Annotated in this window: 25 protein-coding genes; 17 read left to right on the top strand and 8 right to left on the bottom strand. The window is 67.4% G+C overall.

Annotation, left to right across the window (positions count from 1 at the left end):
- Nucleotides 1–95: 95 nt before the first annotated feature.
- From ACV4UZ_RS11040 to ACV4UZ_RS11065, 6 genes are all read right to left on the bottom strand, one after another.
- On the bottom strand, nucleotides 96–1,613 hold the full coding sequence (locus tag ACV4UZ_RS11040; RefSeq protein WP_491600884.1) for a replicative DNA helicase: 1,518 nt from the start codon (nucleotides 1,611–1,613) through the stop codon (nucleotides 96–98).
- 136 nt (nucleotides 1,614–1,749) lie between these two features.
- Nucleotides 1,750–2,295, bottom strand: coding sequence for a 50S ribosomal protein L9 (gene rplI, locus ACV4UZ_RS11045; protein WP_491600885.1), 546 nt, complete (start codon nucleotides 2,293–2,295; stop codon nucleotides 1,750–1,752).
- Between the two features lies 1 nt (nucleotide 2,296).
- The gene (locus ACV4UZ_RS11050) at nucleotides 2,297–3,250 is read right to left on the bottom strand and encodes a DUF2232 domain-containing protein (protein WP_491600886.1); all 954 of its coding nucleotides are present in this window, start codon (nucleotides 3,248–3,250) and stop codon (nucleotides 2,297–2,299) included.
- A 22-nt stretch (nucleotides 3,251–3,272) separates the two neighbouring features.
- The gene (rpsR, locus tag ACV4UZ_RS11055; protein WP_068434148.1) at nucleotides 3,273–3,545 is read right to left on the bottom strand and encodes a 30S ribosomal protein S18; all 273 of its coding nucleotides are present in this window, start codon (nucleotides 3,543–3,545) and stop codon (nucleotides 3,273–3,275) included.
- Entirely contained in the window at nucleotides 3,545–3,979 is a 435-nt protein-coding gene (gene rpsF / locus ACV4UZ_RS11060) for a 30S ribosomal protein S6 (protein ID WP_491600887.1), read from the bottom strand. Before rpsF ends, rpsR begins: the two co-directional genes overlap by 1 nt.
- 153 nt (nucleotides 3,980–4,132) lie before the next feature.
- Nucleotides 4,133–6,298 carry a methyl-accepting chemotaxis protein gene (locus tag ACV4UZ_RS11065; RefSeq protein ID WP_491600888.1) on the bottom strand — a complete coding sequence of 722 codons (2,166 nt, stop codon included), beginning with the start codon at nucleotides 6,296–6,298 and terminating at the stop codon, nucleotides 4,133–4,135.
- Nucleotides 6,299–6,570: 272 nt separating this feature from the next.
- Here ACV4UZ_RS11065 and fabD point away from each other — a divergent pair, with 272 nt between their 5' ends.
- The 8 genes from fabD to ACV4UZ_RS11105 all read left to right on the top strand — a co-directional run bounded on the left by fabD (nucleotide 6,571) and on the right by ACV4UZ_RS11105 (nucleotide 13,149).
- The gene (fabD, locus tag ACV4UZ_RS11070) at nucleotides 6,571–7,512 is read left to right on the top strand and encodes an ACP S-malonyltransferase (protein ID WP_491600889.1); all 942 of its coding nucleotides are present in this window, start codon (nucleotides 6,571–6,573) and stop codon (nucleotides 7,510–7,512) included.
- A gap of 98 nt (nucleotides 7,513–7,610) precedes the next feature.
- Entirely contained in the window at nucleotides 7,611–8,348 is a 738-nt protein-coding gene (fabG, locus tag ACV4UZ_RS11075) for a 3-oxoacyl-[acyl-carrier-protein] reductase (protein WP_491600890.1), read from the top strand.
- Between the two features lie 297 nt (nucleotides 8,349–8,645).
- A complete protein-coding gene (locus ACV4UZ_RS11080) occupies nucleotides 8,646–8,879 on the top strand; it encodes an acyl carrier protein (RefSeq protein ID WP_008615764.1) in 234 nt (77 codons plus the stop codon).
- An 80-nt stretch (nucleotides 8,880–8,959) separates the two neighbouring features.
- Nucleotides 8,960–10,213 (top strand): beta-ketoacyl-ACP synthase II, encoded by a 1,254-nt coding sequence (fabF, locus tag ACV4UZ_RS11085; RefSeq protein ID WP_491600891.1) that lies wholly within the window; start codon nucleotides 8,960–8,962, stop codon nucleotides 10,211–10,213.
- A gap of 77 nt (nucleotides 10,214–10,290) precedes the next feature.
- Nucleotides 10,291–11,265, top strand: a complete 975-nt coding sequence (gene mltG / locus ACV4UZ_RS11090) for an endolytic transglycosylase MltG (RefSeq protein WP_491600892.1) — start codon at nucleotides 10,291–10,293, stop codon at nucleotides 11,263–11,265.
- Between the two features lie 225 nt (nucleotides 11,266–11,490).
- Nucleotides 11,491–11,910: a putative toxin-antitoxin system toxin component, PIN family gene (locus ACV4UZ_RS11095; protein ID WP_491600893.1), complete on the top strand. Its 420-nt coding sequence runs from the start codon at nucleotides 11,491–11,493 to the stop codon at nucleotides 11,908–11,910.
- A complete protein-coding gene (locus ACV4UZ_RS11100; RefSeq protein ID WP_491600894.1) occupies nucleotides 11,907–12,134 on the top strand; it encodes a ribbon-helix-helix protein, CopG family in 228 nt (75 codons plus the stop codon). The genes ACV4UZ_RS11095 and ACV4UZ_RS11100 overlap by 4 nt, the downstream gene beginning before the upstream one ends.
- A 100-nt stretch (nucleotides 12,135–12,234) precedes the next feature.
- Complete coding sequence (locus ACV4UZ_RS11105) at nucleotides 12,235–13,149, top strand: HNH endonuclease (RefSeq protein WP_491600895.1); 915 nt, start codon at nucleotides 12,235–12,237, stop codon at nucleotides 13,147–13,149.
- Nucleotides 13,150–13,521: 372 nt separating this feature from the next.
- On the opposite strand, the gene glgC is transcribed toward ACV4UZ_RS11105, so the two are convergent.
- Nucleotides 13,522–14,811 carry a glucose-1-phosphate adenylyltransferase gene (glgC, locus tag ACV4UZ_RS11110; protein ID WP_491600896.1) on the bottom strand — a complete coding sequence of 430 codons (1,290 nt, stop codon included), beginning with the start codon at nucleotides 14,809–14,811 and terminating at the stop codon, nucleotides 13,522–13,524.
- Between the two features lie 174 nt (nucleotides 14,812–14,985).
- Here glgC and glgA point away from each other — a divergent pair, with 174 nt between their 5' ends.
- From glgA to ACV4UZ_RS11135, 5 genes are all read left to right on the top strand, one after another.
- Nucleotides 14,986–16,464, top strand: coding sequence for a glycogen synthase GlgA (glgA, locus tag ACV4UZ_RS11115; protein WP_491600897.1), 1,479 nt, complete (start codon nucleotides 14,986–14,988; stop codon nucleotides 16,462–16,464).
- Entirely contained in the window at nucleotides 16,461–17,417 is a 957-nt protein-coding gene (gene glk / locus ACV4UZ_RS11120; RefSeq protein WP_491600898.1) for a glucokinase, read from the top strand. Before glgA ends, glk begins: the two co-directional genes overlap by 4 nt.
- Nucleotides 17,418–17,479: 62 nt before the next feature.
- Nucleotides 17,480–21,085: a CHAT domain-containing protein gene (locus ACV4UZ_RS11125; protein WP_491600899.1), complete on the top strand. Its 3,606-nt coding sequence runs from the start codon at nucleotides 17,480–17,482 to the stop codon at nucleotides 21,083–21,085.
- A gap of 100 nt (nucleotides 21,086–21,185) precedes the next feature.
- Nucleotides 21,186–21,725 carry a hypothetical protein gene (locus tag ACV4UZ_RS11130; protein ID WP_491600900.1) on the top strand — a complete coding sequence of 180 codons (540 nt, stop codon included), beginning with the start codon at nucleotides 21,186–21,188 and terminating at the stop codon, nucleotides 21,723–21,725.
- Between the two features lie 112 nt (nucleotides 21,726–21,837).
- Nucleotides 21,838–22,008 (top strand): hypothetical protein, encoded by a 171-nt coding sequence (locus tag ACV4UZ_RS11135; protein ID WP_491600901.1) that lies wholly within the window; start codon nucleotides 21,838–21,840, stop codon nucleotides 22,006–22,008.
- Nucleotides 22,009–22,067: 59 nt separating this feature from the next.
- Here the strand turns inward: ACV4UZ_RS11135 and ACV4UZ_RS11140 are convergent, their stop codons facing one another.
- The gene (locus ACV4UZ_RS11140) at nucleotides 22,068–23,144 is read right to left on the bottom strand and encodes an IS5 family transposase (protein WP_491598929.1); all 1,077 of its coding nucleotides are present in this window, start codon (nucleotides 23,142–23,144) and stop codon (nucleotides 22,068–22,070) included.
- 77 nt (nucleotides 23,145–23,221) lie between these two features.
- On the opposite strand from ACV4UZ_RS11140, the gene ACV4UZ_RS11145 reads away from it, so the two are divergent.
- From ACV4UZ_RS11145 to ACV4UZ_RS11160, 4 genes are read left to right on the top strand one after another with little or no spacing between them, the layout of a single operon-like run.
- Complete coding sequence (locus ACV4UZ_RS11145) at nucleotides 23,222–23,491, top strand: RebB family R body protein (protein WP_491600926.1); 270 nt, start codon at nucleotides 23,222–23,224, stop codon at nucleotides 23,489–23,491.
- A 10-nt stretch (nucleotides 23,492–23,501) separates the two neighbouring features.
- A complete protein-coding gene (locus ACV4UZ_RS11150; RefSeq protein WP_491600902.1) occupies nucleotides 23,502–23,771 on the top strand; it encodes a RebB family R body protein in 270 nt (89 codons plus the stop codon).
- 36 nt (nucleotides 23,772–23,807) lie between these two features.
- Nucleotides 23,808–24,038 carry a hypothetical protein gene (locus tag ACV4UZ_RS11155; protein ID WP_491600903.1) on the top strand — a complete coding sequence of 77 codons (231 nt, stop codon included), beginning with the start codon at nucleotides 23,808–23,810 and terminating at the stop codon, nucleotides 24,036–24,038.
- Complete coding sequence (locus ACV4UZ_RS11160) at nucleotides 24,035–24,346, top strand: hypothetical protein (protein ID WP_491600904.1); 312 nt, start codon at nucleotides 24,035–24,037, stop codon at nucleotides 24,344–24,346. The genes ACV4UZ_RS11155 and ACV4UZ_RS11160 overlap by 4 nt, the downstream gene beginning before the upstream one ends.
- Nucleotides 24,347–24,380 lie beyond the last annotated feature (34 nt).

Genomic DNA, 24,380 nt, shown 5'->3' on the forward strand with positions numbered 1-24,380 from the left:
TCCATGGTCTGGTCAGCGACCGGTATCGGGCGTCACAGTATGGCGACCGGGATACTTTGTGAAGGGGTTTGGGACGGTTATGCCCCTGCCGTGGATCAGAAGCCCGGCTCTTCGTAATGGTCGGAGGCGGCCAGATTGCCGAACTTGGTGTACTCGCCGTGGAAGGCGAGGCGCACGGTGCCGACGGGGCCGTGACGCTGCTTGGCGATGATCACCTCGGCGGTGTTCCACACCTGCTCGCAGCGTTCCTGCCACTTGGCGTGGCGTTCGTTGAATTTTTCCTGGGATTCCTCGGGCCGCTGGCCGGGCTCGGCGCGTTCCAGGTAGTACTGTTCGCGGAACACGAACATCACCACGTCGGCGTCCTGCTCGATGGAGCCGGATTCGCGCAGGTCGGCCAGCTGGGGGCGCTTGTCCTCGCGCTGCTCGACGGCGCGCGACAGCTGGGAGAGCGCGATCACCGGCACGGACAGCTCCTTGGCCAGCGCCTTCAGGCCGCGGGTGATCTCCGAGACTTCCTGCACGCGGTTCTCGGAATTGGAGGACGAGCCCCTGAGCAGCTGCAGGTAGTCGATGACGATCAGTCCCAGCCCGTGCTGGCGCTGCAGCCGGCGCGCCCGGGTGCGCACCGCCGAGATGGACAGCGCCGGGGTGTCGTCGATGAACAGCGGCAGGCGGTGCAGGTTCTGGGCGGCGACCACCAGGCGCTCGAACTCGTCGTTGGACATCTCGCCCTGGCGGATCTTGTGGCTGGCGATTTCCGCCTGCTCGGCCAGGATGCGGGTGGCCAGCTGCTCCGCCGACATTTCCAGCGAGAAGAAGGCGGTGACCGCGCCGTCCACCGCCTTCTTGCGCCCGAGTGCGTCCACCTCTTCCTTGTAGGCGTAGGCGGCGTTGAAGGCGATGTTGGTGGCCAGCGAGGTCTTGCCCATGGAGGGGCGGCCGGCCAGGATGATCAGGTCGGATTCGTGCAGGCCGCCCAGCTTGGTGTCCATGTCGATCAGGCCGGTGGGCACGCCCGACAGCTTGCCCTGGCGCTTGTGGGCGGCCTCGGCGGCGCTGACGGCACCGATCAGCACGGTACGGAAATCCTCGAACCCGCCTTCGGTCTGGCCGGTGGTGGCCAGATCATAAAGCCTGGCCTCGGCCTTGCCGATCTGGTCCATGGCGGGGGTGTCGAGATCGGCGGCGAAGGCGTCGTTGACCATGTCCTCGCCCATGCCGATCAGCGAACGGCGCAGGTGCAGGTCGAAGATCAGCTTGCCGTAATCCTCGGCGTTGATCACCGAGACCACGGCATTGGCCAGCTGGGCCAGGTAATTGGTGCCGCCGATCTCGGCCAGGCCACCATCATTCTCGAAATAGGTCTTCAGCGTCACCGGGTTGGCCATCTGGCCGCGCTCGATCAGCTTGCCGCAGGTGGCGAAGATGCGGCCGTGCACCGGGTCGGCGAAGTGCTCGGCCTTAAGAAATTCCGAGACGCGCTCATAGGCGCGGTTGGACAGCAGGATGGCACCCAGCAGGGCCTGCTCCGCCTCGTAATTATGGGGCGGAACGCGAAAGCCGATCCCCTCGGCGGGGGCGGCTGGGTGGTCGGGGGGAAAGGAGTTCATGACCCGGGCATCCTAGCAGAAGCGCTGCCTCCGCGCGGGCTTATCCGCCTGTGGATAGCGGGGATATCGGGGGCAAAAGAAAACGGCGGCCGGACGAAGTGGTCCGGCCGCCGTATTCCCAAAGGGAACCCGAAGCTTAGGCCTCGGCGGCTTCCTCGGTCGCCTCGGCGGCGGCCTCTTCCTCGGCCGGAGCCTCGGCTTCCTCAGCCTCGGCGGCGGCGGCGCGCTCGGCTTCCTCGGCGGAGCGGGCGACGTTGATGGTCACCGTCACCGAGACTTCCGGATGCAGCGAGATGCGCACGCCATAGGAGCCGAGCGTCTTGATCGGCTGGTCCAGGTTGACCATGCGGCGTTCGATGGTGAAGCCGGCGGCCTTCACCGCGTCGGCCACGTCCTTGCCCGACACCGAGCCGTAGAGCATGCCGCTCTCGCCCGCCTGGCGGACCATCAGGACGGACAGGCCGGCCATCTTGTCGGCCACGGCCTGGGCTTCCTCGCGGCGCTTGAGGTTCAGGGCCTCGAGCTGGACGCGCTGCTTCTCGAAGAAGGCCAGGTTGTCCTTGGAGGCGCGCAGCGCCTTCTTCTGGGGCAGCAGAAAATTACGGGCGAAGCCGGGCTTGACGTTGACCACGTCGCCCATCTGGCCCAGCTTCTCGATTCGCTCGAGCAGGATGACTTCCATCTTATTCCTCCTTGCCGCCGCCGCTTGACTCGGCGCGGCGGAATCTCGTCATGAACCTCACCAGTCCCAGGCCGGCCACGGGAATGAACGCCCAAGCCGAGGCCAGGAACAGACCTCCATACACGCCTGCGAGGAGCAACCTCGCATTAGGCCGGCCAGCGGCCCAACCGTGAACCGTCGCAAGCCCCAGAAGGGCGAACGGTATCAGCGTCACCACCACCGCGCTGCGGGCCACGTAGCCGAGGTCGCCCTCGGCCAAGGCCCCGGTCGCCGCCGCGGCTGCCAGCACCACTCCCAGCCACAGCGGAAGCTCGAGCCCCCGATAGGAAGGAGTGGGCCGCCGGTTCCTGCCGAGCCGGACCAGGAACCCCTGGGCCGCCACGGCGTTCACCACCGCCATCGCCAACCATGAACTGGCGACCATGGCCGGGAAGAACGGCACCCACCAGTCGGAGACAGCCTTGCGCTGCTCGCTGGTCAGGCTGGGGGCCACCAGTTCCAGGGTGCGGCCGATGGTGTCGGTCACCCAGAACTGCAGCCCGCCGCTCTCCACGCCGTCCGGTCGGTCCGGAACCAGAAGCGCGCCGATCATGATCAGCGCCAACCCGATTCCGGTCAGCCAGCCCAGCACCAGGCCCGGCGGATACCATTCGACATTGCCGTCGGCGCCCTCGCGCCACAGCAACGCCCGATGGACCACCACCAGGCTCGGCAGCAAGGCCACCACGGCGAAGGGCAGGGGGGCGAACCCACCCGCCGTCAACGCCACGGCAGCCATCGCGGCCAGACCCGCCACCAGGGCCGCTCCGTTTCCCAGGGCCAGCCCCACCATCATCAGAGGCAGGGGTGCCAGGTAGGAGAGCAGCATTCCGGCGGCAAAGCCTTTTGCCAGCGACAGGAACAGGATCGAAGAGATCAGTCCTGCCGCCAGCGGAACGCCAAACGACCTGGTCACGGCGACCCGGCCGAACCCGAACTCACTTCACCACGTAGGGCAGCAGACCCAGGAAGCGGGCGCGCTTGATGGCCTGGGCCAGTTCACGCTGCTTCTTGGCCGACACCGCGGTGATGCGAGAGGGGACGATCTTGCCGCGCTCGGAGATGAACCGCGACAGCAGCTTGATGTCCTTGTAGTCGATCTTCGGCGCGCCCTCGCCCGAGAACGGGCAGGTCTTGCGGCGGCGGAAGAACGGACGGCGCGGGGCTCCGCCAGCGGCGGGGCGGGGACGCTCGGTCTTGACCTCGGTCATTATTCGCCTCCTTCCATACGGCGGGGTTCACGGTCGCGGCGCGGACGATCCTCGCGGTCGCCGCGCGGGGGACGGTCGTCGCCCTCGCCACGACGCGGACGGTCGTCACGGGACTTGGACTGCATCATGGCCGACGGACCCTCTTCGAGTTCCTCGACGCGGATGGTCAGGGTGCGCAGCACGTCCTCATTGATCGACATCTGGCGCTCCATCTCCTTGACGGCGGCGGACGGCGCATCGATGTTCAGCAGGACGTAGTGGCCCTTGCGGTTCTTCTTCACCCGGTAGGCGATGTTGCGCAGACCCCAGTACTCCTTCTTGGAGACCGAGCCGCCGCCCTGGGTGATGATGTTGGAGAGTTCCTCGGTCAGGGCTTCCACCTGGGGGGTGGAGATATCCTGGCGCGCGATGAACACGCATTCGTACAAAGACATTCGAAAACCCCTTATGGCTTTTCTCTTCCCATATCGTCCCCAATGGACGAACAGGCATAGCCGACACCCCCTTTCGGGATGCCGGCAAGGGTTGGAAGGGGCGCACTATACACAAAACGATTCCGGATGCAAGCGCTCCCCGGCGGTGGCGGCTCAGGCCGGCTGCAGCGCGGCGTCCAGGGACGTTTCCCCGGCTGCGTCCTGGCGGGCCGGTGCCGAATGGGTGAAGGCGGCCCGCGCCTGCGGTCCCAGCCGGGGCTCGTGGCGGCGGTCCACCTCGGGGGCGGCGGTGCGCACCACCCGGTTCAGCACCTGGCCCAACTCGCTTACCTGGGCCGCCATGCCGGCCAGCAGGGAGGTTACGGCGCTGGCCTCGGCGCCACTGCGCCGCGCCTCGTCGGCCACCAGGATGATGCGTTCGGTCACTTCGCGCGCCGCCTCGGCCGATTGGGTGACGCTGCGGGCGATCTCCTTGGTGGCGGCGTCCTGCTCCTCCACGGCGGCCGCCACCGAACCGGCGATGGCCTCCACCTTGCGGATCACCTGGACGGTGGCGGCGATGGCCTCGCCCACATGGGCGGCCATGGCCTTCAATTCCTCGATGCGGGTGGCGATCTCCTCGGTCTGGCCGCCGGTCTGGTCGGCCAGGCGCTTGACCTCGGAGGCCACCACGGCGAAGCCCTTGCCCGCCTCGCCGGCCCGGGCCGATTCGATGGTGGCGTTGAGCGCCAGCAGGCGGGTCTGGCCGGCGATGGCGGCGATCATCGCCACCACGCCGTCGATTCGGGCCACCGAGTCCAACAAGGTGCCCACCGTCTGGTCGGCGTCGCCGGCGGCCACCACCGCCTCGGCCACCAGGGTGGAGGAGGACGACACCTGGGCCGAGATCTCGCGGATGGAAGACGTCAGCTCCTCGGCGGCGCCGGCCACGGTCTGGGCATTGGCCAGGCTCTGTTCGGCGGCGGCGGCGACGCGCTGGGAATTGTCCTCGACCCGAAGGGCGGACGAGGCCATCTCCTCGGCGGCGCTCACCGCCCGGCGGCTGCCGTCCTCGACCTTGGCGACCACCTGTCCCGTCTCGCTCTCGATGGTTTCGGCCATGGCCCGCAGCGCGGCGCGGCGTTCGGCCTCGGCCTGGTCGCGCAGGCGCTCCTGTTCGGCCTCCATGCGGGCCACGGCGATGGCGTTGTCCTTGAACACCGCGACGGCGCGGACCATGGCGCCGATCTCGTCCCTGCGCTCGCCGCCCTCGATTTCGACGGCGAGGTCACGGTCGGCCAGACGCAGCATGACGCCGGTCAGGCTGGCCACCGGGCGGGTGATGGAGCGGGTCAGCGTGACCACGATCAGCGCGCCGGCCACCAGGGCGAGGGCGAGGGCGGCGGTGATGGCGGCGGCGGTGCGGGCGGCGGCGGCCCGGATGGCACTGATGCCGGCGGAAAGGTCGGCGGCCAGGGAATCCTCGACGCCCTTCATCAGGTCGATCCGCCGGGTGGCGGCGGCGAACCAGCGCTCGGCGGTCAGGTCGGCGGTGTTGGCCGTCAGCACCTGCTTGCGCAAGGTGGCGAATTCGGCGGAGGCCGGAGTCTCCAGCACCGTTTGCAGGGCGCGGCGCTGGGTCGGCGTGGCGCGGACCGCATAGGCCCGCACATGGGCGTCCTGCACGGCGGCCAGGGCGGCGATGCGCTGGCGAACGCCCTCGTCCATCCCCACGGCGAGGCCGCTCGCTCCGGTGGCCCGCTCGATGCCGGCGCTTTCCTTGGCACGCATCAGTTCCAGGTAGGCGGCGATCAGATTGCCGGTGTCCTGGTCGGTTTCGGTGGCGGTCAGCTTCTCGGCAGCCCCCAGCAGGGATTCGATGATGGCCGAATAGCGGGAGACGGTCTGCGGACCGGTGATCTCCAGGCGTTCCACCCCGGCGCGCAGCGCGGCCAGCCCGGCCAGTTCGCGCCCGGCCTTGTCGATGCTCCAGGCCAGTTCCTCGCCGATGCCGTCCCCCAGGCCGGCCATGGCCGCTGACAAGGTCTTGAGGCGGGGATCGGTGGCGTCCAGCTGCCTGGTTCTTTCAGTCCCCATGCGGGCGCCCTTGGAGGCGGCGAAGGCCGAGGACAGGCCGCGTTCCTTCTGCAGTTCATGGACCGCCGCGCCGATTTCCATGGTCAGTCCCGCCAGCCGTCCGGTGCGCTCGGCCTTGTCCATCTCGCGGACCTTGTCCAGGTCGATGATGGCGGCGGAAATCACCGCCGCCAGGGCCGGCAGCAGGATGGCCAGCCACACGCGTTGGCCGATCTTCAGATTGGACATCATCGCCGCGATCATGGCGTCTCCCCCCGTTGGATTGATCCTCCGGGCAAGCCTCCCCGCCGCCCGGCGGCCGTCGCACGATCCGTCTGCGCCCTCCGTATTGGCTGAGTGGACCGGTCGGTCAGGCGCGGGGCGGAGAGTAGCATCGCCAATAGGGGTATGGAAATATCCCCTTTGTTTATGGAGTCCCTGACCGGCCTGGATCGGCCGTTTTCCACGGATCGCTTGACAGGCGGCGACGTCTCGCCTTTCTTCTCGCCCAGCAATTCGCCTCGAGGGAGTTCTCCATGACCCGCGCGTTCGTCTTCCCCGGCCAGGGGTCCCAGGCTGTCGGCATGGGCCGCGAACTGGCCGAAGCCTTTCCGGTGGCCCGCCAGCTGTTCCAGGAAGTGGACGACGCCCTGTCGCAGAAGCTCTCCGCCCTGATGTTCGAGGGCCCCGAGGACCAGTTGACGCTCACCGAGAACGCCCAGCCCGCCCTGATGGCGGTGTCCATGGCGGTGGTCCGCGTGCTGGAGGCCGAGGGCAAGCTCGACCTCGCCCAGGCCGCCACCTTCGTGGCCGGGCATTCCCTGGGTGAATATTCCGCCCTGGCCGCCGCCGGCACCTTCAGCGTGGCCGACACCGCCCGGCTGCTGAAGATCCGCGGCCAGGCCATGCAGAAGGCCGTGCCGGTGGGCGTCGGCGCCATGGCCGCCCTGCTGGGCTCCGAGCTGGAGCAGGCCCGCGAGATCGCCGCCCTGGCCGCCGAGGGCGAGGTCTGCGAGGCCGCCAACGACAACGGCGGCTCCCAGGTGGTGCTCTCCGGGCACAAGACCGCCGTGGACCGCGCCATCAGGATCGCCGCCGAAAAGGGCATCAAGCGCGCCATTCCGCTGCCCGTTTCCGCCCCCTTCCATTGCGCCCTGATGCAGCCCGCCGCCGATGCCATGGCCGAGGCCCTGGCCAAGGTCGACATGAAGGCCCCCAAGGTCGCCCTGGTGGCCAACGTCACCGCGTCCAAGGTCACCGACCCCGCCGCCATCCGCGACCTGCTGGTCCGCCAGGTGACCGGCACGGTGCGCTGGCGCGAAAGCGTGCTGTTCATGAAGGCCGAGGGCGTGACCTCGCTGGTGGAACTGGGCGCCGGCAAGGTGCTGGGCGGTCTGGCCAAGCGCATCGACAAGGAACTGTCGGGCACCTCGGTGGGCACGCCCGCCGACATCGAATCCTTTCTGAAGACTCTTTGATTGCCCATTTATCGTCATTGCCGGGCTTGACCCGGCGATCCATGGGATGCCCGGATCAGGTCCGGGCATGACGAGTTCAGGAATATAGGGAGGAACCCATGTTCGATCTGACCGGCAAGACCGCCCTGGTGACCGGCGCCTCGGGCGGCATCGGCGGCGCCATCGCTCGTGCCCTGCACGCCCGTGGCGCCATCGTCGGCCTGCACGGCACCCGCAGGGAGGCGCTCGACGCCCTGGCCGCCGAGCTGGGCGAGCGCGTCCACGTGCTCCCCGCCAACCTGTCGGACGCGGCGGCCGTCGAGCAGCTGGCCAAGGATGCCGAGGCGGCCATGGGCTCCATCGACATCCTGGTCAACAATGCCGGCCTGACCAAGGACGGTCTGGTGCTGCGCATGAAGGACGAGGACTGGCAGACGGTGATCGACGTCAACCTGACCGCCGCCTTCCGCCTGAGCCGCGCCGCCGTGAAGGGGCAGATGAAGCGCCGCTGGGGCCGCATCATCAACATCACTTCCATCGTGGGCGTCACCGGCAATCCCGGCCAGGTCAACTACGCCGCCTCCAAGGCCGGCATGATCGGCATGAGCAAGGCCCTGGCCCAGGAAGTGGCCAGCCGCAACATCACCGTCAACTGCGTGGCGCCGGGCTTCATCGCCTCGGCCATGACCGACGTGCTGTCGGACGAGCAGAAGGCCAAGCTGAACGCCGGCATTCCCGCCGGCCGCATGGGCACCTCGGAGGAGATCGCGGCGGCCGTGGTCTACCTCGCCAGTGCCGAGGCCGCCTACGTGACGGGGCAGACCCTGCACGTCAACGGCGGTATGGCCATGATCTGACATCTAGCCCCGATGAGTCCGCTCATCGGGGCTGGCTAGGCCCAAGGGGCCGCGCGCCCGCCCGCTGTGCGGGCAGACATATGGAAGCACGCCTGCGCGTGCGGTGGCGCGGGAGGCAAGGGCGCTCGCGCTCGCCCGCCGCCTGAGGCGAATTAAAAGGTGTCAAAAATAAGGCCGCCGATGCTGGCAATGGCCTAAAAAGTATGGTACAGACGGGCACTTTCCGCCTGTCGGGGCCTGGGCGCCGCGGCGCGTTAAACAGTTTTCCCATAGACGAGACTTTTCGAGGATTCGCAAATGAGTGACGTGGCTGAACGGGTTAAGAAGATCGTCGTCGAGCATCTGGGCGTCGAAGAAGCCAAGGTGACCGAGAACGCCTCCTTCATCGATGACCTGGGCGCCGACAGCCTCGACACCGTCGAGCTGGTGATGGCCTTCGAAGAAGAATTCTCCGTCGAGATCCCCGATGACGCCGCCGAGAAGATTCTCACGGTGAAGGACGCCATCGACTTCATCACGGCGAATTCCTAAGTGATTAAGGACGCCGGGCCGCAATGCGCGGCCCGGCGTCCCGTCATCTGTCCCATACACTTTCCGAAAGCCAGGGTTCCATGAGACGTGTCGTCGTCACCGGCCTCGGCCTGACCACTCCGCTCGGCAATGGTGTCAAGGTCAACTGGGAGCGTCTGATCGCCGCCCAGTCCGGCATCCGCCGTATCGATCATTTCGATGTTTCCGATCTCGCCGCCCAGATCGCCGGTGTCATTCCGCGCGGTACCAATCCGGGCGAGCTTGATCTCGATGCCGTGGTTCCCGCCAAGGACCGGCGCCGCATGGACGATTTCATCGTCTATGGCCTGGCCGCCGCCGCCGAAGCCGTGGAGGATTCCGGCTGGACTCCCTCCGACGCGGAATCGCTGGAACGTACCGGCGTGATGATCGGGTCGGGCATCGGTGGTCTGCCCAACATCGCCGACGGCGCCCTGACGCTGGAGAAATCCGGTCCGCGCCGCATCAGCCCCTTCTTCATTCCCGCCGCGCTGATCAACCTGGTCTCGGGCCATCTGTCGATCAAGTACGGGTTCAAGGGACCGAACCACGCGGTGGTCACCGCCTGCGCCACCGGCGCCCACGCCATCGGCGACGCCGCCCGCATCATCCAGTTCGATGATGCCGACGTCATGGTGGCCGGCGGCGCCGAAGCCGCCATTCACCGCCTCGGCATCGCCGGCTTCGCCGCCGCCAAGGCGCTGTGCACCAGCTACAACGACCGCCCGACCGAGGCCTCGCGCCCCTGGGACCGCGACCGTGACGGCTTCGTCATGGGCGAGGGCGCCGGCGTCGTGGTGCTCGAGGAACTGGAGCACGCCAAGAAGCGCGGCGCCAAGATCTATGGCGAGATCATCGGCTACGGCATGTCGGGCGACGCCCACCACATCACCGCCCCGGCCGAGGACGGCAACGGCGCCGTGCGCGCCATGCGGGCCGCCATCAAGCGGGCCGGCATCGCGGTCGAGGACATCGACTACGTCAACGCCCACGGCACCGCCACCATGGGTGACACCATCGAGCTGGGCGCGGTCAAGCAGGTGTTCGGCGACCACGCCTACAAGATCAGCATGTCGTCCACCAAGTCGGCCATCGGCCACCTGCTGGGCGCGGCGGGCGCGGTGGAAGCCATCTACTCGCTGCTGGCCATCAACAACGGCATCGCGCCGCCCACCCTCAACCTCCACAATCCGGACGAGGGATGCGACATCGATCTGGTGCCGCTGAAGGCCAAGGAGCGTAAGATCAGGGTGGCGCTGTCCAACTCGTTCGGGTTCGGCGGCACCAACGCCTCGCTGGTTGTCCGCGGGTTCTGAGCGGCCTGATCCGCTGTTTTAAGGCAAGGCCCCCGCGTCAGGCGGGGGCCTTTGTCCTGTCTGGAGGATAGCGCGGGATGAAGCCCTGGATGAAGATCGCCGCCGGCCTGATGGCCGTCCTCGCCCTGGTGGCCGTCGGGCTCGCCTGGGAAGGCCATCGCCGCTTCACCGGGCCGGGGCCGCTGGCCAGGCCGGTCACTGTGATCATTCCCAAGGGCTCGGGCACCGAATTGATCGCCCAGTCGCTGGAGGGCGCCGGGGTGATCTCGTCGCGGCTCGTCTTCGCCATCGGCGTCAAGCTGCGCCGCGCCACCCTGAAGGCCGGCGAATACGCCTTTCCCGCCCACGTCTCGCCGGAAGAGGCCATGCGCATCATCGCCGAGGGCAAGGTGGTGATCCACAAGCTGACGGTGGCCGAGGGACTGACCGTGCGTCAGGTCCTCGATCTGGTGAAGGCGGCGGAATTCCTCGCCGGCCCCATCACCAGGAAGCCGCCGGAAGGCCGCCTGCTGCCCGAGACCTGGCACATGGTCCGGGACGAAACCCGCGACGACGTCATCGCCCGCATGGAAAGGGCCATGGCCCAGACCCTCGACGTGCTGTGGGTGGCCCGCGCCCCCGGCCTGCCGCTCAAAAGCAAGGACGAGGCCCTCATCCTCGCCTCCATGGTCGAACGCGAGACCGGCGTCGACGCCGAACGCGCCAGGGTCGCCGGCGTGTTCTACAACCGCCTCGCCAAGGGCATGCGCCTGCAATCGGACCCCACGGTGATCTACGGAATCTCCGACGGCCTGGGGGAGCTGGACCACCCGCTGACCCGCGCCGAGCTCCAGACCAGCCATCCCTGGAACACCTACACCATCGACGGCCTCCCCAAGACCCCCATCGCCAATCCCGGCCGCGCCTCGCTGGAAGCCGTGCTCCACCCTGCGAAAACCGACGCCCTCTACTTCGTCGCCGACGGCACCGGCGGCCACGCCTTCGCCCGTACCCTCGACGAGCACAACGCCAACGTGGCCAAGTGGCGCAAGATCGAGAAGGCGGGGAAGTAGGGGGCGGTCACCGCCCCCAATGTCATCCTGAGGCCCCGCCGAAGGATCTTTCAGTCCCGGCACCGGCCGGTTGTGCCGCGATGACGGCTCCGCCGATCCCGCGGGCTCCGCCCGCACCCGCCAAAGGGCGCGGCCCTTTGGGAACCGGAATGTGAGGCCGGCTTTCGCAAATGGGGGGCGTGAATCTCTATTGAGACCTGCTCTGACAGCACATATGCTGTCATTATGGTTCCGCTCGTTATCGACACCAACGTTTTTGTTGCCGCCCTACGCTCCGGTGGTGGAGCGTCACGTCAGGTCTTGCGGCATTGTCTGGAAGGCCGCTATCGGCCGTTGTTCTCCAATGCCCTGTGGTTGGAGTACGAGGACTTACTGGCGCGGCCGGTCTGGACGGATCAAACCACGGCGGAAGAGCGCCGTCAGGTCCTGGCGGCTCTTGCCGCCGCCGGGCAATGGATCAAGATCTATTATGGTTGGCGCCCCAATCTGCGGGACGAGGGCGACAATCACTTGATTGAATTGGCCGTCGCTGGTTCCGCACGAGCGATCGTCACTCACAATATCCGCGATGTGCGTCGCGGCGAGCTGCGCTGGAATGGCCTGCTTGTTCTGTCCCCTTCGCAATGCCTGGAGCAGTTGAGATGAGCACCTTGACCATCCGCCTTCCCGACGACACCGCCCAGCGCCTGAAGCAACTGGCGGCGTCCCGAGGCGTCAGCCTCAACAAGCTGATGGAGGAACTGGGCACCACGGCCCTGGCCGCCCACGACGCCGAAACCCGCTTCCGCGCGGCGGCGGCAGGCGCTGACCGGCAAAAGGCACTTGATATTCTGGCGCGTCTGGACGGGGAAGACGGGTCATCCCACTGAGGCGGCGGGGGCGGCAATGGCTCCCTCTCCCTCCGGGAGAGGGGTGAGTGAAAATGGGCTCTGCCCCCGTTTCCCACCGGAGAAGTAAGGAGCAGGTCAGATGGAGTCGACTGATCAGCGGGCGTTCGAATTGGATGAGCCAGCCGCAAAAAGCCATACGCCACAAGGTTGGCCGATTCAAGTTATTGAAATTAAACCGAGTGGCAAGGCCCCCAAGAAATACGGTCCGACCACCTATCGATTTGCTGCTTCGATGACGCTCAGCGTCATTCTTCCGAGGCGAGGATGGACACTCGTCAAGAAGACTAAGAACTACGTCTACCTCATTCCACCGGCGGATCAGATTGCGCCACCATTTCACATCTCCATCGCCGTACCTACGCGCGAGCAATGCCTGGAGATAGCGGGCAGAAGTTATGCGCGAGGGCAGTCATGGATGGGGCAGTTGGGCGAATGGCCAGCTTGGTATCTTCACGAACGCAATACCGATATGCAGGAGATGTGGAGAGACCCTGCAACAGGCAATATGGTGTCGCGTCTTCATAAAAGCCCTCCGGAATCGAGTCTGGCGATTGGAGAGTGGGGCGCTTGGAATATGTGCGTGGCCGGGGTTGCTGGCCGATTTTCTCTGGGAGGATTTGCGTTAGACCAAGTTAACGACGAAGACCGCGGATCGCCCCTAGATCCGGGACACGTTGAAGGCGCCATTAGGGCCGTCGAGCTGACCGTCTTTGAACGGAATACTGAGGCTCGCCGTCAATGTCTCGAACACTACGGCGTGAGCTGCCAAGCGTGCGGGATGACCTATGAAGGCAAGTACGGGGGGATCGGCGTCGGCCTCATTCATGTCCACCATGTGGTCCCGCTGGCCGAGATTCGAGTGGAATATCAGGTCGATCCTGTGCGTGATTTGGTGCCGCTTTGCGCGAGTTGCCACCACGTCGCGCATCGACGCTCTCCACCCTACACGGTGGCGGAGCTCCGGGATGCCATCGAGCGACAAACGATGAGATAATATGGGGTGAAGCCGCCCCTCTTTCTGCCACCTGGGCTGGTCAGGCGAGTGACCGCTCTCGGGATCGCGAAGCATCGCTCTGGATGACGTCGATGGGGGACCAAATAGATACGCTTCTCCTGGCCTCTTATGCGCATCGGCCTTTGAATTGACCGGCCTTATCATCCTGACGCCCAAAGGGCGGAAGGATCTTTCTGCGGCATGCGGAGCCGCTTGTCCCTGAAAGATGCTTCGGCTTCACCTTCGTATGACAGGTCCGTTCATTGGCCGGTTGGAATAGTCGTCTGCCAAGGAAGAGAGGCCCATTATCGATGGCCCCTGACTGGAAGTTACGGCATCGCACGGGGTTAACCTTGAAGGCCTGATTCCCCCTCACGCCCCCAGCAACTTCACCCTCTCCGCCGTCACCAAAGTGATGCCCTTTTCCGTGCGGTGGAAGCGCTTGGCGTCCTGGGCGGGGTCTTCGCCCACCACCAGTCCCGGCGGCACCACCACGCCCTGGTCGACGATGCAGCGCCTGAGGCGCGCGTGGCGGCCGATGTCGACGTTGGGGAGGATGACGGCGTCCTCGACCACGCAATAGGAATTGACCCGGACGTTGGAGAACAGCATGGAGCGCCGCACCACGGCGCCCGAGATGATGCAGCCGCCCGACACCAGGGAATCCACCGCCATGCCGCGCCGGTTGTCGGAATCGAACACGAATTTGGCGGGCGGCGATTGCGGCTGGTCGGTCCAGATGGGCCAGCTCTCGTCATAGAGGTTCAACGCCGGCGTCACCGTGGTGAGGTCCATGTTGGCCTCCCAATAGGCGTCGATGGTGCCGACGTCGCGCCAGTAATGTTCCCGCGCGCCATCGTGCATGACGCAGGAATCCTGGAAGTGGTGGGCGATCACCCGGTGGGTGCCGACCAGGGCCGGAATCAGGTCCTTGCCGAAATCGTGGCTGGTCCCTGCGGCTGTGGAATCCTTCTGCAGCATGTCGAACAGCAGATTGGCGTTGAAGATGTAGATGCCCATGCTGGCCATGGCCTTGTCCGGATGGCCGGGCATGGGCTGCGGGTTGGCGGGCTTCTCGTCGAAGCGGATGATGCGGTCGTCGTCGTCCACCGCCATGACGCCGAAGCCCTTGGCGGCTTCCAGCGGCACCTCGATGCAGGCCACGGTCACGTCGGCCCCGGCGGCCAGATGATGGGCCAACATGCGGCCGTAATGCATCTTGTAGACATGGTCGCCGGCCAGGATCAGCACGTGCTCGGGCCGGTGGGCGCGGACGATGTCGAGGTTCTGGAACACGGCGTCGGCGGTGCCCTTGTACCAGTTCTCGCCCTGGGTGCGCTGCTGGGCGGGGAGAAGCTCGATGAACTCGTTGAATTCGCCCCGCAGGAAGCCCCAGCCGCGCTGGATGTGCTGCAGCAGGGAATGGGCCTTGTACTGGGTCAGCACGCCGATGCGGCGGATGCCGGAATTGATGCAGTTGGACAGGGTGAAATCGACGATGCGGAACTTGCCGGCGAAGGGAATGGCCGGCTTGGCGTGCCAGTCGGTGAGGTCCATCAGCCGCGAGCCGCGCCCGCCCGCCAGGATCAGCGCCAGGGTCTTGCGCAGGCGGTCGTTGACCTCGATGTCGATGGCGGCGCCCCGATCGGTGGGATCGTACATTCATCACCCCTTGGACGTTTTCTCGTTGTCCGATGACGGTGCCACAATCGCCGCGACCGTACAATCGCGGGGGGCGGGAGGCGGCCATGTGGCGGCACGGCCTCTCTCGACGGCGGCGGTAATCCGGGATAGGCTGAAGGTAGGAGTGCTTCAACCTCCGAGACGGGGTCCCAGATGCGCGTGCTGTTCGCTTCCTCAGAAGTGTTTCCGCTGGTCAAGACCGGGGGGCTGGCCGATGTGTCCGGTGCTCTGCCCGCCGCCTTGGCCGGGGCCGGCGTGGATGTCCGCATCCTGCTGCCCGGCTATCCCGATGCCATCAAGGTCGCCGGCGCGAAAAAGGTCGCCGGCGTGCTGGGCGATCCCTTCGGCCTGGGGGCCGAGGCGGTGCTGCTGTCCGGCAAGCTGCCCGACAGCGGCGTCCCGGTCTGGCTGGTGGACTGTCCCGCGCTGTTCGAGCGGGTCGGCGGACCCTATCAGGACCCCCAGGGCCGCGACTGGCCCGACAATGCGCTGCGCTTCGCCCTGCTGTCGTGGACGGCGGCCCATCTCTGTACCGACGGCAGCCCGGTCAAGTGGCGGCCCCAGGTACTGCACGCCAACGACTGGCAGACCGGTCTGGCGGCGGCCTATCTGCAGGCCTGGAACGTGGTCCATCGTCCGGCGACGGTGTTCACCATCCACAACATCGCCTATCAGGGCCAGTTCTCGGCGGACATGGTGGCGCGCCTGGGATTTCCTCCCGAGATGTATGCCATGGAGGGGTTCGAGTATTACGACACCCTGTCCTTCCTCAAGGCCGGGCTGTTCTATTCCGACCGCATCACCACGGTCAGCCCGCGCTACGCCAAGGAGATCCAGACTCCCGCCTTCGGCTGCGGCATGGACGGGCTGCTCACTCATCGTGCCGCAGACCTCGCCGGCATTCTCAACGGCGCCGATTACGGCGTGTGGAATCCGGCCGAGGATTCCCATCTCGCCCATCCCTACGCCCCCGGCGACGCGGCCGGCAAGGCGCGCAACAAGGCGGCGCTGCAGGCGGAGCTGGGCCTGGCCCAGAACCCGGACGCGCCGCTGATGGTGATCGTCAGCCGCCTTAACGACCACAAGGGCATGGATCTGGTGCTGGCGGCGCTGCCCAACATCCTGAAGCTGGGCGCCCAGGTGGCGGTGGTGGGGACCGGCGACAAGCCGCTGGAGGACGGTTTCCGGGCGGCGGCGGCGGCCCATCCCACCCAGGTGGCGGCGCGCATCGGCTATTCCGAGCCCCTGGCGCATCGCATGATGGCGGGCGGCGACATGCTGCTGATGCCGTCCAGGTTCGAGCCCTGCGGCCTGACCCAGTTCTACGCCTTCCGCTACGGCACCGTGCCGGTGGCCCACGCCACCGGCGGGCTGGCCGACACCCTGGTGGACAGCGGCTACGACACCCTGATGACCGGCAAGGCCAACGGCTTCGTGTTCGAGCATTCCAATGTCGGCGCCTTCCAGTGGGCGGTGGAGCGCGCCGTCGGTCTTCATGCCCGCAAGGACCAGTGGGCGAAGATCGTCAAGGCCTGCATCGCCCAGGACTTCTCGTGGGGGCGCTCGGCCGCGCTGTACCGTGACCTCTACAAATCGCTGTCCGGCAACGGCAAGGGAAAGAAGAAGGCATGAGCGAGTCCGTGCTGGTCGCCGATATCGGCGGCACCCATGCCCGTTTCGCCCTGGTGGGCGCCGATGGCGAGGCGGTCAACCCCATCGTCCTGCGCTGCGCCGATTACGAGGGGCCGGCCCCGGCCATCAAGGCCTATCTCGCCGATCAGGGGGGAGGGGCGGCACCCCGGCGCGGCGCCTTCGCCGTGGCCTCGGTGATCGACGGCGACCGCATCGAGCTGACCAATTCCCCCTGGCGCTTCTCCATCGAGGCCACGCGGCAGGCGGTGGGGCTGGAGCGCCTCGAGGTGGTCAACGACTTCACCGCCGTGGCCCTGTCGGTCCGTCATTTGAAGCCGGAGCATCTGGTCGCCATCGGCGGCGGAGCGGCCCTGGCCGGACGCCCCATCGCCGTCCTGGGGCCGGGCACCGGGCTGGGCGTGTCGGCCCTGATCCCCTCGGCCTCCGGTCAATGGACCCCGCTGGACACCGAGGGCGGCCACGTCACCATGGCCGCCGCCACCGAGCGCGAGGCCCGCATCCTCGACCGCCTGCGCACCCAGTTCGACCACGTCTCGGCCGAGCGGGTGCTGTCGGGGCAGGGGCTGGTCAACCTCTATCAGGCCATCGCCGCCCTGTCGGGGCATCAGGCGGTGTTCTCAACCCCCGACGTGATCAGCAAGCGGGGCCTGGACGGGTCGTGCCCGGTCAGCCGCGAGGCGGTGGAGACCTTCTTCGCCATGATGGGCACCGTGGCGGGCAATCTGGCCCTGTCGCTGGGGGCCAAGGGCGGCGTGTTCATCGCCGGCGGCATCCTGCCGCGCATGGCCGAGGCTTTCCGCCTGTCCTCCTTCCGCACCCGTTTCGAGGCCCATGGGCGGTTCCAGCCCTATCTGGCCGGCATTCCCACCAGTTTGATCATTCATCCGCTGCCGGCCTTCCTGGGGCTGGCCGCATTGGTGCGGCCGGCGTGATTTTCCGCCCTTGAGTGCATCGCCGCTTGCCCTTACCCTCGAAGGAGTGGGGAGGGCAGGGCATGACACCCGTTCGCTTGATTCAGACCCAGCGCGGCACCGACGATCCCGAGCTGTTCGACGTGCGCGTCGAATACGACGGCGCCTCGGTCCAGGTGGAGGTGCGGCTGGGCCTCACCGCCCGCGACCGCGAGGACATCCGCTGGTACCTGGAGGATTACGCCGCCAATCCCACCCCTCCCGCCCCCGCCGTGGCGGCGCGGGTCGAGGCGCGCATGGCCGAATTGGGCGAGGCCCTGTTCAAGGCCACCTTCCAGGGCAATGACGACGCCCGCGACCTGTGGGCAAGGCTGCGCGACCATCTGCCTCATACCCGGGTGGAGATCGCCACCGGAGTGGCGGGCGCCACCGCCCTGCCCTGGGAATTGCTGCGCGATCCCCGCACCAAGCGGCCGCTGGCCCTCGATGCCGCCGAATTCGTCCGGGTGCCGGTGCAGGCGGCGCGGATGGCCCTGCGCCCCGAGATGAAGGAGGGCGAGCCCATCCGCATCCTGCTGGTGATCTGCCGGCCGGGGCAGGGGGCCGACGTGCCCTACCGCTCGGTGGCGGGCCGGCTGGTCAAGGGCCTGACCGAACAGGGGCGCGGGCGGGTGCGCCTGGAGGTGCTGCGCCCGCCCACCTTCGCCCGGCTGGCCGAGGTGCTGCGCGCCGCCCAGGGGCGGGGCGAGCCCTATCACGTGGTGCATTTCGACGGCCACGGCACCTATCTCGACCTGGAGCAGGAAGAGGCCGCCAACCGGCCGGCCGCCGGTTTCGATGCCCGTCTGTACGAGGGGGCCAAAGGCGGTGCCCACGGCTATCTGGTGTTCGAACACCCCGATCAGGACGACCGCATGCAGCTGGTGCGGGGCAATACCCTGGGCGGCCTGCTGTACGAGGCTCAGGTGCCGGTGCTGGTGCTCAACGCCTGCCGCTCGGCCTTCGCCGAGCCGCCGGCGGACAACCGCCCCGACGATCGGGCGCCGCGCGATCACCAGGCGATGATCGAGGCCTACGGCACCCTGGCGCAGGAGATCATGGACCAGGGGGTGGCCGGGGTGGTGGCGTGGCGCTACAGCGTCTATGTGGTCACCGCCGCCCGCTTCATGGCCGACCTGTACAAGGTACTGGCCGAGGGGCACAGCCTGGGCCACGCCGTCACGCGGGGGCGCAAGGCGCTGGGCGACGATCCTGCCCGGGTGGTGGACGTGGACCCGGTCGAGCTGCAGGATTGGCCGGTGCCGGTGGTCTACGAGGCGCGGCCGCTGTCGCTGTTTCCGCCCAAGGCCGAGCCGGCGGCGGGGGAGATGTTCAGCATCGACCTGGGGCGGGTCCGGGCGGCGGCGAACGAAGGCGGCCTGCCGGCCCCGCCCGATCTCGGCTTCTTCGGCCGCGACGAGATTCTGCTGGCCCTCGACCGCGCCTTCGACCGCCACGGCGTGGCACTGCTGCACGCCTATGCCGGCAGCGGCAAGACCACCACCGCCGGCGAATTCGCCCGCTGGTACCGCGACACCGGCGGGCTGGGCGAGGGGGGGCAGGTGCTGTTCGACAGCTTCCAGCACCATCGCCCCCTGGCCCGCCTACTGGACGGTTTCGGGCAGACCTTCGGCCCGTCGTTGGTGGCTCGGGGCATTCAATGGCTCGCCCTGGGCGAGGATCGGCGCCGCGCCCTGGCCCTGGACATCCTGAAACAGGTGCCGGTGCTGTGGATCTGGGACAATGTGGAGCCGGTGGCGGGCTTCCCCGCCGGCACCCCCAGCGCGTGGAGCGTGGAAGAACAGCGGGAATTGAAAGACTTCCTGCGCGACCTGTCGCGCACCCGGGCCAAGGTGTTGCTGACCTCGCGTCGCGACGAGCGGGGCTGGCTGGGCGACCTGCCCACCCGCATCGCCATGGGCGGGCTGCGCCCCTGGGAATCCCGCGCCATGGCCGAGGAAATCCTGCATCGCCACCGCCGCGATCCCCGTTCGGTGCGGCGGCTGCAGCCGCTGCTGGACTTCGCCGCCGGCAATCCCATGGCGGTGGGCATCCTGGTCAACCAGGCCCTGCGCGACGGGCACGATTCCGGGGCGGGAATCGAGGATTTCGTCGCCGCCCTGCGCGCCGGGGCGGCGGAGTTCGATGACGACCGGGGGGAGGAACGCTCCCAATCCCTGGGCGCCTCCCTGGCCTATGGCCTGGCCCATGCCTTCACGCCCGAGGACCAGCGCCGCCTCGCCCTGCTGCATCTGTTCCAGGGGGTGGTGCAGGCCCAGGTGCTGGCCGTGGTGGCGGAGGTGAGCGACGAACAGGCCGAAACCCTGCTGTCCCGCGCCGCCGAGATCGGAATGCTGCAAGGCATCGGCACCGGCTGGTACGCCATCCACCCCGCTTTGCCGTGGTTTCTGCGCCACCGCTTCGAGGCCGCCTTTCCCACCGGCGAGCCCTGGGCCGAGACTCCGGCTGGCCGTGCCACACGCGGCTATGCCGCAGCGGTGGCGGATTGGGGCAATGAGTTGCAGCGGCACTTCGTCGCCGGTCACCATCAGGTGGTCGAACTGCTGGCGGCGGAGGAACACAATCTGCTGCATGCCCGCCGCCTCGGCCTCGCCCACCTTTGGCCGGACACGGTGATCATGGCCATGCAGGGGCTGCACATCCTCTATGCCACCCAGGGGCGTTGGCCCGCCTGGTCGCGTCTGGTGGCCGAGATCGTGCCCCTGGTCGCCGACGCGGCGGATCGGCCCCGTCCCGGCTGGGAGGAGGAGTGGGGCGTTGTCATGGAGTACCGCGCCGAACTGGCGGAAATGGCCCATGACGCGGCCGAGCAATTGCGGCTGTTGCGCCTGTTGGTCGCGGTGGGCGAGGGGCGGTCCGAACCGCTGTCGGCCCGCGACCCCGGTTCCCTGGATGATGGGGAGCGCAATACTCTGCGCTCCCTGGCATCCGCTCGCCAGCGCCTGGGGAGCGCCCTGATGGAGGCGGGGGATGCCGCCGCCGTGGCCGAGTTGCAGGCCGCCCGTGACCTTTTTCGCCGCATCGGGGATCGGGGGGGCGAGGCCATTGCCGTCTACAATCTCGGCCATGCGTATCTCGATATTCCCGCCCTGCGTGATCTCCCCAAGGCCGCATCCTGTTATGGCGACAGCCTGGAATTGCGCGAGGAGCACGATGCCGTGGGGCGTTCCCGCTGCCTTGCCGAGTTGGGGCGGGTGGTGTTGGAACGCTTCATGGAGGAGAGGGCTAAGCCGGATTCCGATCGGGACGGTTATCTCAACGAGGCCGCGACATTCTATCATCAGGCCCTCGACCTGACTCCCGCCGCCGCCCTGGCCGAGCGGGCCATTACCCATCATCAGCTTTCCATCATCTACGGCCATGCCGGCATGGTTACCGAGGTGATCAAGCATGCGACGGAGGCCATCCGATTGCAGGACCAGGGGCATGATCCCTTCGGGGCGGCCCAGAGTCGTTTCAATCTGGCGGTCAACATGCTCCGCTTCGGCCGTTTTTCCGACGCCCTGGCCTATGCCGGCGCCGCCCGCGGCGGCTTCGCTGGCTTCGGCCCGGCGGGGGAGAAAATGGTGGCCAAGTGCGATCGCCTGATCGCCGCCATCGAGGCGGAGAGGGCCAAGGGCGGCGCCTGACCTCCCTTCCCCGCGCATGGGGCCATTCCGTGTCCGCCCTTGTAATGCGGTGCAACATGCGCGATATCTGAACTATCGATGTATGTTCACGGGCCCCTTCATGTTGGTTTCCCCGTTCAAGGTCGGCGAGTTCGACGGCATGGCGCCCCGTGGGGACGCCGCCGTGCTGCGCATCTGCGATCCCACCGACGACTGGAAGGCCGAGGGGCGGGGGCTGGCCCGGGCCGGGTGGGGCGCGACCCTGACGCTGGCCTTCTGGGACATGGATTCCTCGGCGCTGGGGGTGAAGGGGCATCTGATCACCCGGCTGTGGGGGCGCAACCGCGCCCTGTTCGAGGCGCTGGCCGGGCGGCTGTTCGGCTCCGACATTCCCTGGCGGCCGTTCATCGCCGCCGACGCAGCCGCCATCGCCGCCTTCGCCGACGGGCTGGCCGACAAGGGCATCCGCGAGGTGCTGGTGGTCTGCCGCCAGGGGCGGGGCCGTTCCGGTACCGTCGGCCGCTGGCTGGCCCGGCGCCTGGGGGCCCGCTTCAACGCCGGCGGCGACGACCGGCAGTCGGGTCATATCCGCGAGACCCTCGACCGGGTGGCGGGCAGCGTCGCCTTGCGGGTCGAGCCCAGCTTCACCCGTGCCGCCTGAGCGCATTGGTTGCTGACATATTTTATCTCTACAGTATTGAGCGTCTTCGTGGTCTAATCACGCGCGTAGGGTGATCGATCCGGTTGCCCCCGCGCCAGACACGGAGGACGGCATGGCTGACAGTACCACGGTCAATCCCCAGATCACCGACGCGGTGACCCAGGCCAACGTGAAGGTGGACGCCTCCGGAAACTCGATTTCTGACGTGGACGCCTCCGGAAACTCGATTTCTGACGTTCAGAGACGGTCGGCGTGGGCGCGTTCCGGCCTGGCCGTGATCTGAAGAGGAACTTTTGGTCCAATTCTGAGGTTGAATTGCCTCGGCATTCCCCTTCCTTGGGGTCATGCGGCGGCCGTTTTCTCCAGCCAGCACCACCGTTTCATATTGTAGGCAATATTGACCAGGGTGATCGTCGCCTCGGCCCTGGCCTTGCCGATGGTTCGGATGAAAAGCCCCATGCGGTCCTTCTGCTCGGCAAAGACGTGCTCGACGCGGGCGCGGATTTTGGATTTGACCGCATTGGCTCTCGCCGTGGCCTTGGCCATTGGTTTGCCTCTCGGCTTCTTGCGGTGGATGTGGCTGACGCGGCCATGGTCGGCCAGGAAATCGTCGTTGGCCTGGGAGCGGTAGGCGGTATCGGCCCACACCGGTGAGGCGGTATTGTTCGGATCGATCAGCCCCTCCCGCAGTCGGGCACCGTCCGCCGCCGCCGCGTCGGTCACAATGCAGCGGCGGATGATGCCGTGCAGGCGGTCGATGGAGATATGGCTCTTGTAGCCGAAGACCGGAATGGCGATGTCGATCTGCGGCTTGCCATCCGCCGTCGGCTTAGCCTTGGCGAATTTCACCGTCCAGCGGGCATCTCGATCCTTTTGCCGCAGCTTGGCCGGCTTGTCCGTCCACGCCTCGGGGATCTGACCGGCCTTGATCGCCTCCTTCTCGCCATCGCTGTTGCGCTGCTTGGGCGCCGCTACCAGGGTGGCGTCGATGATCTGGCCGCCCATGGCCAAATAGCCGGCAGCGGAAATCGCCTGGTCGAGCGTGTTGAACAGCCGGTCCAGCGCCTTGGTCTTGATCAGCGCCTCGCGGAAATCCCACAGCGTGTTGGCGTCGGGCACCGCGTCTCCGGGGCGCAGGCCGCAGAACCGCAGCCAGGTCAGGCGATCCCGCACCTGAAACGCCGTCTGCTGCAACGACAGGCCATACAGCCCTTGCAGGACCAGCATCTTGAATTTTAGCACCACGTCGAACCCGGGCCGGCCGCCCTTCGACGGATCGGAGCGCCGAACCGCCTTGGTCAGCGCCGGGCGAAATTGCTCGAAGCGAACCGTCCGCTCCAGTTGCTCCAGCGGATCGCCTTCCGCCGACAGAGCCTCAAGGCTGTGCTCGAAATCCCAGAAACCGGCTTGCCCCTTCATCTCGACCTCCCGGTGATCCCAGGGAGAATCGAATCACAAAACCGTCAGAACCGCCAGTTTCCGGAGGCGTCCAGGTCCTGGGCGAGGCGCCGGCCATGGCCCTGGGCAGCATCTACCAGAGTCTGGCCCATGCCACCGGCCTGATGTACCAGAGCGCGGTGACGGCCCAGAACAACCAGAACATCCTGGCCCAGGCGGCCACCACCCAGGGGGTCATGCAGCTGTTGAGCATCGGCGCCGCTTCCGATGCCGCGGCGGTCAAGGCCCTGGGCCAAAGCGACGTTCCCGATACCCTGCTGGCCCTGCTGACCGCCTTGAAGGCGGTGCAGACGTCATCTGTCAGCTGAGGCCATGCCCATGGCCTTTCCCACCGCCGTCAACAGCCAGATCACCGATTCCGTCACCCAGGCCAACGTGAAGGTGCTGGGCGAGGCGCCGGCCATGGCTCTGGGCAATCTCTATCAGAGCACCGCCCAGGCCCTGGCCAATGCCGCCCACAACGCCACCAACGCCCAGCAGCAGAGCTACGTCACCATGCAGGCGGCCACCACCTCGGGCGTGGCGACGCTCTACAGCATCGACACGGCCAGCACTGGCGTGGCCGCGAAGCAGATCCTCGGTACCTGAAACGCCACCGTCCGTGGCACAAGCGGAGTGACCCGCATGGATGAACCGATCGCATCTTCCGCAAACCCGTCCCTCGACCCCCTGGCCGCCGCCGAGAGTTCCATGCTGACGGCGCTGCACGCCATGGCCCATGCCGCCGGCCTTGCCATGATGGCCGGGCCCCAGACCCAGGCCAACGCCCGCAATCTGGCCATCGCGCAGCTGACCCGCACCGTGATGGTGCTGGTGGGCTCCCATTCTTCCGTCGAGACCGAGGGGCAGGCATGAGCGACGAATCCCCCATTCCGCCGGTTCCGACCTGTGCCCAGGCGGTCGGCGACGCCACCCGGGTCATCGCCCAGACCGAGATCGCCCAGACCATGGCCATGGCGGTGCAGGATGCCTCGGACCATCTGCGCGATGCCTTCGCCGTGGCGCTGGCCGCCCAGGGCTCGCTCCTCGCCCGCCTGGTGAGGACCGGGAGTGCCGACGGGGCCGACACCCTGGCCGCCATCCAGCTGGTGGTGGACCAGGCCCAGGCCAATCTGGAGCGGGTGACCACCCTGGCCCGCCAGGTGCTGGGCGGCATGCGCTGATAGCGGAGCGGCGGCGGCAGCGGGGACTGGAATC

The organism is Paramagnetospirillum sp. (assembly GCF_058402745.1).